The organism is Planococcus soli (assembly GCF_016881065.1).
Lineage (GTDB): Bacteria > Bacillota > Bacilli > Bacillales_A > Planococcaceae > Planococcus > Planococcus soli.
In genome coordinates, this window is sequence record NZ_WXYN01000016.1 from 525,082 (window position 1) to 537,068 (window position 11,987).

Annotated in this window: 6 protein-coding genes; 5 read left to right on the plus strand and 1 reads right to left on the minus strand. The window is 46.7% G+C overall.

The annotated features are described in order from the left end of the window. Nucleotide 1: 1 nt before the first annotated feature. From GJB59_RS10295 to GJB59_RS10305, 3 genes are all read left to right on the plus strand, one after another. Nucleotides 2-1,870 carry a DUF5693 family protein gene (locus GJB59_RS10295; protein ID WP_142827169.1) on the plus strand — a complete coding sequence of 623 codons (1,869 nt, stop codon included), beginning with the start codon at nucleotides 2-4 and terminating at the stop codon, nucleotides 1,868-1,870. Beyond that, nucleotides 1,867-3,000 (plus strand): polysaccharide pyruvyl transferase CsaB, encoded by a 1,134-nt coding sequence (gene csaB / locus GJB59_RS10300; protein WP_142827170.1) that lies wholly within the window; start codon nucleotides 1,867-1,869, stop codon nucleotides 2,998-3,000. Before GJB59_RS10295 ends, csaB begins: the two co-directional genes overlap by 4 nt. A 391-nt stretch (nucleotides 3,001-3,391) precedes the next feature. Beyond that, nucleotides 3,392-3,910, plus strand: coding sequence for a hypothetical protein (locus GJB59_RS10305; protein ID WP_142827171.1), 519 nt, complete (start codon nucleotides 3,392-3,394; stop codon nucleotides 3,908-3,910). 412 nt (nucleotides 3,911-4,322) lie between these two features. Here GJB59_RS10305 and GJB59_RS10310 read toward each other — a convergent pair whose 3' ends face one another. After that, nucleotides 4,323-5,465 carry an acyltransferase gene (locus tag GJB59_RS10310; RefSeq protein WP_142827172.1) on the minus strand — a complete coding sequence of 381 codons (1,143 nt, stop codon included), beginning with the start codon at nucleotides 5,463-5,465 and terminating at the stop codon, nucleotides 4,323-4,325. A gap of 311 nt (nucleotides 5,466-5,776) precedes the next feature. On the opposite strand from GJB59_RS10310, the gene GJB59_RS10315 reads away from it, so the two are divergent. Then, a complete protein-coding gene (locus tag GJB59_RS10315) occupies nucleotides 5,777-7,951 on the plus strand; it encodes a 5'-nucleotidase C-terminal domain-containing protein (RefSeq protein ID WP_142827173.1) in 2,175 nt (724 codons plus the stop codon). Nucleotides 7,952-8,158: 207 nt separating this feature from the next. Further along, nucleotides 8,159-11,704 (plus strand): DUF8508 domain-containing protein, encoded by a 3,546-nt coding sequence (locus GJB59_RS10320; RefSeq protein ID WP_280525812.1) that lies wholly within the window; start codon nucleotides 8,159-8,161, stop codon nucleotides 11,702-11,704. Nucleotides 11,705-11,987: the final 283 nt, after the last annotated feature.

Sequence of the window (11,987 nt, forward strand, 5' to 3'; positions counted from 1 at the left end):
CGTGAAGAAAGTTTTAATCGGAATTCTCCTTGCCGCATTGCTATTGACCATTCCCTCAGCATTCCAGCGCATACAAATAGAAGAATCGAATAAGAAAATCGAAACCATCATTCCCTACAAACTGGTGACAGAATGGATCGTTCAGGATTCCGCGCTTACACCGGCAGATATACTGGCGGATTTCAAGAACGCAGACATCCAAAGCGTCAGCCTGGAGCCGGATACGGTCAGTTCCCTTGAAAGAAAAGGACTGATCACAGCCGTCAGCACGCCCCGCATGCGGGAACATCTTCTGCTGACCCAGCAGGATCCGCTGGAAGCGCCTTTTGATAAGCCCGGCCTGTTCGTGCATTCAAATGGGACGTTTAACTTTGAAGAAATCACAGCCGGCTTTTTTGAAGAGCAATTTACCTACACGGTAAACGATGTAGAATATCTGTATATTCCAGGCGAAGCCAGTACCATCCAGTCAACGCCGATCGGCTATGATCCGGAAGTGATTGCATCTATTCAGGATGCCGGTTTGAATGTGGTTCCACGGTTAGGCGATTACTCGGACGAAGAACAAACGGAACGGATGATCGGTGAACTTCTTTCCATTAAACAGCCTGACATCAATAAAGTCTTGTTCAGTGGAAACTCCGTACCGGCCGGTTCAGATCCTGTCCGTTTGAAAGAATTCGGCGAACAGCTGAAAGAAGCAGGCTACGGGTTGATGAGCATCGAATTTGCTGGACAAGAGGGCTTGAATCAGTTGGCGTATGTCAATGACCTGAATCTGGTGCGGCTCCACAGCCTGGGGCTCACAAATGACAATGTTGCCGAAAGCGCAGAGAAAATTGTCCGCGCCGCAAAAGAGCGCAACATACGGGCATTTTTCGTCAACATGACAATAGTAGAATATGAGCAGGCACTGTCCGCGTTGCAGGAGCTTCAGGCAGAAGTGGATAGAGCATTGCCCGCAAGCTTTGTCCGCGGCGATTCCCGCACTTTTGACACGTACAGCGTGCCACTATGGCAAACCGCAATGGCTTTGCTTGGCGCAATCGCATTTCTGACATTGGCGGCACAGTCCGTCTTTAAAAATAAGTGGCTGACACTGGCTGCATTGATCGGCTCGGCGCTCGCTGCCATTCTTTACTTGGCGACAGCTCAAAGTATGATCCTTAAAGCGTTTGCCTTGGCAGTTGCCATCACGGCACCGATTTGGGCTGTGCTTTTGAAAAAAGAGCCAGAGAAAAAATGGTACCTGCTTCGGTCATACGCACAGGCCCTTGCGATTTCCGCCATCGGCATTTGGCTCATCGTCGTGCTGCTGAATGGCAATCAATACCTATTGGGAATTGACTTGTTTAGAGGTGTATCGCTAATTTATATTGTGCCGATTGCTTTTGTTGCGATCTATGCAATTTTCGGGAATATTAAAAAACTCTTGAAATTAAATGTGATTTATTGGCATGTAGTCGTTATTGCCGTTGTCGCTGCTGTCGCTTTGTATTATATGAGCAGAACAGGCAACGCAGGCCAAGTTTCCACTATCGAACTTCAAGCCCGGTTGCTGATGGAGCAGATTCTGTACGTCAGACCGAGAACAAAAGAATTCCTGATCGGCTTCCCGCTGTTCATCCTGGCGCTCCATGTGGCGAAAAGTTATCCGAAAGCCTATTACTTCCTGTTGATTCCGGGAGTGATCGGTTTCCTGTCCTTAGTGAATACATTTACTCATCTTCACATTCCGCTATTGATTTCATTGCTTAGAAGTGGTTATAGTATAGTTTTTGGGTTTATAATAGGACTTGTCCTGATTTGGCTATACGAAATTGCTTGGAAGAAAATGGCTAATAATATAAGAATGAGGTGGCAGGATTGAGAGTCGTTTTATCTGGATACTATGGTTTTGACAATGTGGGAGACGAAGCGATTCTCTATGCCATTATCCATTCATTGAGAGAGTACCACCCAAGAATTGAAATTACAGTGTTATCACATAAGCCGGAACAAACGGCAGAAACCTATGGTGTAAATGCCATCAACAGATGGAGCCTGAAAGAAGTGCATGCAGCGATCAAGTCATCAGACGGCCTGATCAGCGGTGGAGGCAGTTTGCTGCAGGATGAAACCGGACGCAAAAGCATCCCTTATTATGCAGGAGTCATGAAAATTGCCCAGCAGCTGAAAAAACCGGTATTCGTCTACGCCCAGGGAATGGGACCCATTAACAGCAAGCTGAATCAGAGGATCGTCAAATATGTATTAAACTCCGTGAAACTGCTGACAGTGCGTGACCAGCAGTCCCAAGAACTTCTGGAAATAATCGGTGTTACCTCTCAAATTCACTTGGTTCCGGATCCGGTTATGGGCCTTGATGCAAGCGAATTTCACAGCAGCTGGCTCCAGCAGCAAAATTTCCAGAACAAAGTCATCACGATATCTGTTCGTGAGTGGGCAGGCCATGCTTATGCCTTCCAGGAAATCGCAGCTGGCCTTGATCAGCTGGCAAATAAAGGGCATGAAATCGTATTTGTCCCCATGCATGGAAAACACGATTTCCAAATATCTAAAGACATTGAAGGCTTAATGAAAAATAAAGCGCACATAGCACCGTTCGACAGCACAATCCAAGAAAAAATGGCCATCATCAAAGAATCCGATGTGCTGTTCGGCATGCGCCTGCACGCCTTGATTTTTGCAGCTGTCGGCTCTACGCCATTTGTAGCTTTATCTTATGACCCAAAAATCGATTCCTTTGCTGAAATTGCCGCACAGCCGGTCCTCGGCCACGTAGAGGCAGAAGATTGGAACGGCGATGACCTTGTACAAGCGATCGAGCGCATCCTCACAAACTACCCGGACGAGCTGGAGAAAATCACCGAAGCCGTTTCGCCGCTTCAAAAACGCGCAAACGCCACAGCACGCACCGTAATCGACGCTATTACAGCACCATCCGCCAGCATAGCATCGCTGGCATACCAAGCAAAAACTAAAGTTAAGAACCGATAAACAAAAAGACTGTCCAAAGGGTTAAATCCCTTTTGGACAGTTTTTTTTAATTTGCTGTTACGAATGAGTTAGGATGCAAGTAGAGAAATCGCTGCAGGCGGCCGCTTTCGGTGGGCATGGCCTCTGTCGTGCTCTTCGCTGTGTTCAGTCCAAGTGGATTTGGCTCATGTCGCTCTGTCGCTTCGCTCCGTCACTGCCCCGCAGGAGTTGCCGCCTTCCACGCTTTCTTTTAGTTTTCTACATACAATATGAGGGGTGAATGGAAGCGTCACTGTTGGCTTTATTTTGAGAAGAACATAAGGAAGCGATGGGCACTTAGTGCTTTTCGCTTGCGAAAAGCAAGCATCTTGGAGGAGGGAAGCGGATTGCTGTTGGTTGGTGTTGCCAGTAAGTGACGGGGTGGATGCTTTTACCTCAACATTTCGTGTTTCTACCTGCACACTTTCTCTTCTTATCTTCACTTTTGCCGAGGCTACCTAAACGCTTCGAATTTCTACCTAAACCTTTTGCTCTCTTACCTGAACGTTCACCATTCTTCATCCAATTCGATTTTTTCCACAAAGTTCAAGCCCCTGAATGGAAGTTGTTCGCACCGCGAACAACCGGGAATAAGGAGAGGCGTTTTCTTGCCGAACTTCGCTCACAGAAAAAGAACCATATCTTTCCCCAAATCCATATAAGAAAGCAAAAGTGTGATGTAGAGAAGCAAAAGGGTGAGATAGAAACATCAATGCATCATGTAGAAACGACGATCTTTCATATAGCAGCACAAAAATCTCCTGTAGAACTCACCGTCCGCTCAGCCACACCAAGCGAAGGCGCGTGCCCTAACGCTGCCGAGCGATTCCAGAACTCCCCTCATTTTATCTACCCCAAAAAACATCAGATGCTATCTGCGAAAACTCGCTAAGCTGAGGCGCATCAACGGAGGGGACGGAGCAATAAGACTGGCAGTGGTCCTCAGCTGCCTGGCTTATTGCGGGAGTCCTCTCCAGAGCGACCGAAGCGACTTAAGAAACCTACCAAAAAAATTCCCACTACACAAAACTTCAGTAGCGAAGGCGCGTGCACTAACGCTGCCGAGCGATTCCAGAACTGCCTTCATTTTATCTACCCTAAAAAACATCAGATGCTATCTGCGAAAACCCGCTAAGCTGAGGCGCGTCAAAGGAGTGGACGGAGCAATAAGACTGGCAGCGTTCCTCAGCTGCCCGGCTTATTGCGGGAGTCCTCTCCAAAGCGACCGAAGCGACTTTAGAAACCTGCCAAACTTATTCCAAATAAAAAAGGCATTCCCCAAACTAAAAGGAATGCCTCATAACCTATGCTTTTGCTTCTTTCGTCTTTCGTGGTTTATTAAACACGCGGTTGCCTTGGCCAAAGACAATCCAGCTGTGCGGTACAAACTCATAGAAGAAACGAACGATCAGCCAACTGCTGAAGAACGTCGCCGCAAATGTGAACAACTGCCACGAATGGAAAATCAACGGTTCTCCGCTAGGCAGCATTTGCCGCAGGAACAACAGGAAGAGCGGGTGGATCAAGTACATGCCGAATGATACGGCGCCGATTTCGGTCAGGAACATCTTGAATTTCGGCACATTCCATTTCTGGATAAAGTGAACCGTGATAAAGATCACCGCAGCAGCAAAAAATGCATGCGTGCTCCAAGCAAACTCAAGCAGCCGGTTGCTGTAGCTGCCTTGCTGGGTGCGAATCATGAACATCATGCCTACATACATGAAAATCGAAGCTCCGTAGCCGATGAAAATTCCGGCAAGCACAGCCCAATGTTTCCGCCAATCATGGATCCAGGCGGCGATACGTTCATAATAGACGCCAAGGAATGCCCCGAAAAAGTAGAACATGAAATAGGACAAGGCGATTGAATTTTTTGCCGTCACCTGGAAAATTTCCGCGTTCATGGTGACCCATGTCCATTGGATGATAATCCCGAGGATGATGGCATACTTGCGGACAAACTTGAAGCGTTTGAACAAATACAGCAAGAACGGGAACATCAAGTAAAATTGCACACTGACAAAAACAAAATACAAATGGGTATGCGCTTTGCCTGTCGCAAGGGCGGTCAGGAAGCTTGTAATCAGCGTGGGGAAATCCACAAACGTATCATATAAGTTCAATTTCAATACATAATAAAAGACCGAAAAGACAATATAAGGAACAAGAATATACAACAGGCGCTTCTTATAAAACTTTTGGAATAAGTTCACCGTCAAGTCGCGGTGATAATAGGTATAGAACAAGATGAAGCTGCTCAGAAAAATAAATGTCGGCGTGCCCAACTTTCCGGCGATGTTGAAAAAATTATACAAGGCGAAGGGAAGGGAACTCGGATCGCTTCCGCCTAGGCCGGTGGAAGAGGAATGGACAGCAAACACACCAAACAAGGCAAGGGCTCGTGCATACTGGACTTCATTCAGATATTTACGGGATAAATTCATCGGATCACCTGGCTTTCTAAAATCTGGCGCTGCTTTGAAACAAGCACATCACCTATCATAACACGTTTAGAGTTCTGGGAAGAGTCCAAGCTTTGTAAGACTTTTGCTCTATGAATATTGTTAAGGAATTGTTAAATTATTAGTAAAGTTCCAAATATTCTATTGTTGAATAAATTTCGTCATGCTAAACTTAAATTGAATGATTGCGCTTACTGATTAAACGGGCCTTGCCCGTTTCTACTAGCTCCAGCTCCAGTGAGCCAGTCCAGCATAGGCTGCAATTGCTCAAAAATTCTAAAGGATGGTGTCGAATGAAGGGGAAAATGTTTAAATCAGCAATCGCTGTTGCGCTGACTGCAAGTGTGGTCGGTGTCCAATCACCACAAACAGCCAGTGCGGCAGAAGGAGATTTTGAACTGACGATCATGCACACGAACGATACGCATGCAAACTTGGACAAAGTCGCCAATCGGGCAGCTCTAGTGAATAAAATCCGTGGAGAGCAACCGAACAACTTATTGCTTGATGCAGGGGATGTTTTTTCTGGAACACTTTACTTCAATACCTTTGAAGGGCAGGCAGATTTGCCGTTCATGAATTTGATGAAATATGACGCTATGACTTTCGGGAACCATGAATTCGATTTAGGATCAAGCGAACGCGGCCATCAATCTCTTGCTGAGTTTGTCGAAGGCGCTGACTTTCCATTCGTAGCAGCGAACGTCGACTTATCAGCAGACGAAAATATGGGCGGACTTCAAAACGAAGTCTACACAGCAGACTATAACAACGGTGAGGTTTATAACGGCATCATCAAGGAAATTGACGGCGAACAAGTCGGCGTTTTCGGTTTGACTACTGAAGAAACAGCTTCTATTTCAAGCCCTGGAGACATCACTTTCTCCAACTACATCGAAGCGGCTGAAGAAGCAGTAGCGGCATTTGAAGAAGCGGGCGTCAACAAAATCGTCGCTTTGACGCATATCGGCTTTAACGATTCAGCGGAATTCGATAACGATCAATTGCTGGCAGAAGCGGTTGAAGGCATTGATGTAATCGTCGGTGGACATACGCATGTGAAACTGGATGCACCTTTTGTATACGAAGGAAACACAGATCCGACAGTAATCGTGCAGGCAAACGAATACAATAAATTCCTCGGCCAATTGGATCTGACATTCAATGAAGAAGGCGTTATCACGTCTCACGCAGGCCAGTTGCATGACGTGAACGCAGAAGACATCGTTCCGGATGCTGAAGCAGCTGAACTTCTTGCTCCATTTGCAGAAGAAGTGGCAGAAGTGAAAAACCAGTCGACAGAAGCATCTGCTGAAATTTTCCTTAACGGCGGACGCAACGAAGGCGGCGTTCGAGCTTCTGAAACAAACCTTGGAAACTTGATTACGGATGGCATGCTGGCAAAAGCCAAAACCATTGATTCTGACACAGTAATCGCTCTTCAAAATGGCGGCGGTATCCGTGCATCAATCGATATCGGCGACATCACAGTAGGTGAAGTATTGACAACAATGCCATTTGGCAACGCGTTGGCAATCATGAACCTGACTGGCCAAGAGCTGAAAACGGCACTTGAACACAGCGTACGTCTTTTCCCAGAGGAAAACGGCGGCTTCCTTCATGTAGCTGGTTTGGAAATGACATTCGATCCAGATGCAGCAGCGGGATCACGTGTGACTTCTGTCAACATCAAAACAGGAGATACAATGACGCCATTGGATTTGACGGCAAACTACAAAGTTGCCACAAACACATTCACGGCTAAAGGCGGCGATGGTTTCACATCATTCGGAGAAGCTTATGAAGATGGCCGAGTAAGTGAGCCAGGAAACATTGATTACGAAATGTTTATTGACCACATCCAATCATTGGACAGCGTGAAACCGATGCTTGAAAACCGCATCAGCCCAGAGATTCCATACACGGATGTGAACATGGAAAACTGGTCAGCACCATATATCACGGATGTCTTTAACCGTGGCCTTATGACCGGGAAATCAGATACAATGTTCGCGCCACAAGAAACGCTGCCGCGCTGGCAGGCAGTGCTTATCTTGAACCGTATGTTGGGTGTAGAAGATATTGAAAATGCACCGGCTTCACCGTTCACGGATACGAAAGATCTTCCAGGAACTTTGGCAAAACAGATTGATGCAGCGTATGCAGCAGGCATGATCAACGGTGTTACTACAACGAAGTTCAATCCAAGAGCTAATATCTCGCGTGCTCATTTTGCGATTATTTTAAATCGCGTATATGAAAACGTAAACGGCGACTACGAAGTCACTGATTATGCAGATTACAGCGACTATGGCAATTACAATGCAGAAACAAAAGAAGCGATTACGATGTTGGATGAACTGGGAATCGTTGAAGGCTATAACGGCAAATTCAGACCGGCTGCATTCACATCACGTGCAGAAACTGCTAAAATGATTTCTATTTTCGCACCATATGTTCAAGAATAAAAGTTAATAAAGGCATCTTTGCTGCCGGCAATTCCAGCAGTAAAGATGCTTTTCTATGAATTTTTTTGGTCTTACATTGGATAAGTTTGTAAAAAATATTTCGTCTATATAAATAATTGGTTATTAAATTAAAAATTACATTTTTTTGATGATAAAAACCTATTTTTTATTGTACAATTACAGCATAACCAACTACCCCACTAAGGAGTGAACAATTTGTCCAAACATGCATTCAGCAAGATTTTATTGAGCCTTGTCCTGGTATTGTCCGCAATGCTGCCATATATGGCGACAACGGCAAATGCTGCAGAACCGATTACGGTTACTGAAGCGATTGCGAATAACTCAGGTTCGGCCACGGTAAAAGGATTTATTGTTGGAACAGCTACCAGCGGCACCAATTACGATCAGGAAGCACCTTTTACATCTGCTACAAACTTGGGTCTTGCCGATTCTCCGGATGAGACGGATCCATCGAAAATCCTTCCGGTTCAATTGCCGACAGGAGCTACACGTGCAGGATTGAACTTGGTCGACAACCCGACCAACTTTAAAGCTGAAGTTACCATCACTGGAACTTTAGGCGCTTATTTCCAAGTTCCAGGACTACGCTCGGCATCAGCTTTCACAATCGAATCTGAAGGCGAAGCACCACCCGAAGCAACTGTCGTTGAGTCATTGGCAGAAGCCCGTACGATGGAAGGTGAACTGATCCAGGTTGACGCAACCGTAACAACCGGAACAGGGTTCTGGGGCGGCAACGCATTTTACGCACAGGACGATACAGCCGGAATTTACGTCTATACGTCGAGTGCAGCAGTTGCACCAGGAGACATCGTTCGTTTAACAGGTACGGTTTCCGAGTACAGCGGCGAATTGCAGCTGCAGCCGAACACGGTAGAAGTTTTGTCTTCGGACAATGAAGTACCGGCAGTCCAAACAGTCGAGCCAGCCGGTGTCAATGAAGACACACAAGGCGAGCGCGTAGCACTGCAGAACGTAACCATCACCAATCTTCAATCGGTAAACGATTACGGTACGTTCGAGTTTTCGGCTCTTGCTGAAAACGGCGAAGCGATCACAATCCGCAACGATAACCGCAACGGACTGACATTTGAACAATTCACGAAACAATACAAAGAAGGCGATTTGATTCATGTAAACGGAATCGCTTCGAAATTCAATGATTCTTACCAAGTGAAAACACTTGGCTTTGACAGCTTTGAACTTGTCAACAAACCGGCAGTATACGCCGATATTTTCCCAGGCGTTGTTTCAGAAGGGGCTGAAATTACATTAGCTTCCGGCTGGGAAGATGCACATATTTATTACACGCTTGACGGCTCAGCACCTACTGCCGCCAGCACAGAATATACAGCTCCAATCGTCTTGACAAAAGACACAGCGATCAAAGCAATCGCGGTCACTGACGAAACATCCGATGTGTTTACATTCGAATACACGGTCTTGAAAACAGGAGACTTGAAAATCCGTGACATCCAGGGCGATGGCCATTACTCAGATTACGAAGGCGTAGCCGTCAATGAAATCGTCGGTGTCGTCACGCATCTTTACAACTCGGCAAACTTTGTTATCCAGGACGTTAACCCGGATGACGATTTGACGACTTCAGAAGCATTGATTGTCAACAAAGCATCAAACGGCCTTCAAGTCGGTGACCTGGTAACGGTCAACGGAACGGTGGAAGAACATTTCCAGGAAGGCTATTCAGATATGAGAGACAATGACCTGCCGATCACGCGCATCCGCGCAACTGATGCAGTGAAAACAGGGACGGCTCCACTTCCTGAACCGATTGTCATTGGAGAAGATGTGCAACCGCCATCTGAAATTATCGACAACGATGGTTTGACATCTTTTGATCCAAAAGAAGACGGCATCGATTTCTGGGAATCACTTGAATTGATGCGTTTGGCTGTACCGAACGCACAAGTCGTTGGACCGCAAAACTACGGCGAAGTGGTTGTCGTAGCGGAAAACTCACCGAACACGGAATTCCACAAACAAGGCGGAATCCTGATCTCGGAAAATGATTACAACCCGGAACGCATCACCGTCGATTTCGACAATGAAGACTTTGTAGCCAAAGCGGGCGACTCGTTCAACGGCGACATCATTGGCGTCATGGGCTTCGGCTTCGGCAACTACAAGCTATGGGCGGAAGAAACGGATCTGCCGCAGCTGACAGACGGCGGAACACAGCCGGAACAAACATGGATTGAAAACAAAGAAGATGAATTGACTGTAGCGGCTTACAATGTAGAAAACTTTTCTGCAGACCCTAGCCATACATCAGACGCAAAAGCACAGCGCATTGCAGAATCATTCGTTGATGACCTGAACTCGCCTGACGTAATCGTTATGGTAGAAGTACAGGATACTGACGGCCCGATCGCTTCAAACGACAGCGATGCGACAGGAAGCTATGAGCGTTTAATCGAAGGCATCGAAACAGCAGGCGGCCCGACTTATGCCTGGACTGACATTGCACCTGAATACAACAAAGACGGTGGACAGCCAGGCGGGAACATCCGCGTCGGCTACCTGTACAACCCTGAACGCGTAACACTTTCAGAAGGAACAAAAGGCACAGCAACCCAGGACAACTCATGGGTAGACGGCGAACTTGCCTTGAACCCGGGTCGCGTCCAGCCGATCGCTATGCCGAACACCCGCAAACCGATCGCTGCACAATTTGAATTCCAAGGTGAGCAAGTTGTTGTCATCGGCGCCCACTTGAACTCAAAAGGCGGAGACCAGCCTCTGTTCGGTCAGAACCAGCCGCCAGTACTTGGCTCTGAACCTGAGCGCATCGAGTTGGCTAAAGCCATCAACGGTTTTATCGCTGATGGGCTTGAGCAGGATCCAGACTTGAACGTCATCGTTGCAGGCGACATGAACGATTTCGAATTCACACCGGCAATGAAAGCACTAAAAGGCGATATTTTAACGAATAAAGTCGAAGACGTGCCAGTTGAAGACCGCTACTCTTATTATTACCAAGGCAATTCGCAGGTTCTTGACCACTTGTTGGTAACAAACAATTTGGCAGACCGCACGGAATTGGACATGGTCCACATCAATGCAATGTTCATGGAACAGCATGGCCGCGCATCGGATCACGATCCATTGCTTGCACAAATCGCATTTGAAAAAGAGGAAGAAGTTCCAGAAAAAGACTTCCCGTTCACTGATGTGAAAGAAACTGCTTGGTCATTCCCATTCATCAAAGATCTATACAATAGAGATTTGATCAAAGGAACTTCCGGCACAACTTATGCACCAAAAGAAAACTTGAGCCGCATGCAGGCAGTGACCATTCTGACACGCATCCTGGTGCCGGATATTGAAGAGGGGAAAAAATCGCCATTCACCGACATCTCGGATATTCACCAAACGCGTCAGGACGAAATCAACGCAGCTTACCATGCCGGCATCATCAACGGCGTCACGGCTACCGAGTTCAAACCGGAACAATCCATCAGCCGTGCACAATTTGCGTTGATGCTGAAACGTGTATACGAGTTGGAAAACGATGAGTATCCAGTCGACAACTACGCACCGTTCAGTGATTACGGCCAATTTAACGCAGAAACAAAACGGGCGATCACAATGATGTATGACCTGGAGATTGTGGAAGGCTATAACGACAAATTCATGCCATCCCAGTTCACTACACGTGAAGAAATCGCGAAAATGTTCTCGCTTTTCCGTCCATATATCACAGAATAAAATAGTTTCAATCAGCTCGGTCAGATTTTCTGATCGAGTTTTTTTATTTTGATTACTGTTTTTTAGAGTAGAAGGTAAGGGGAGTGCTGTTCTATAAATCGCTTCGGTCGCTCTGGAGTGGGTTCCCACAATAAGCCAAGCAGCTGAGGAATGCTGCCAGTCTTATTGCTCCACCCACTCCGTGGACGCGCCTCAGCTGGGTGGTCGTTTAATGGGAAGAGTCTAGCTACTGTGTGTGGGGAATAGGTGGTGTGGAGTTCTGGAGTTCGCTTCGGTCGCTTTG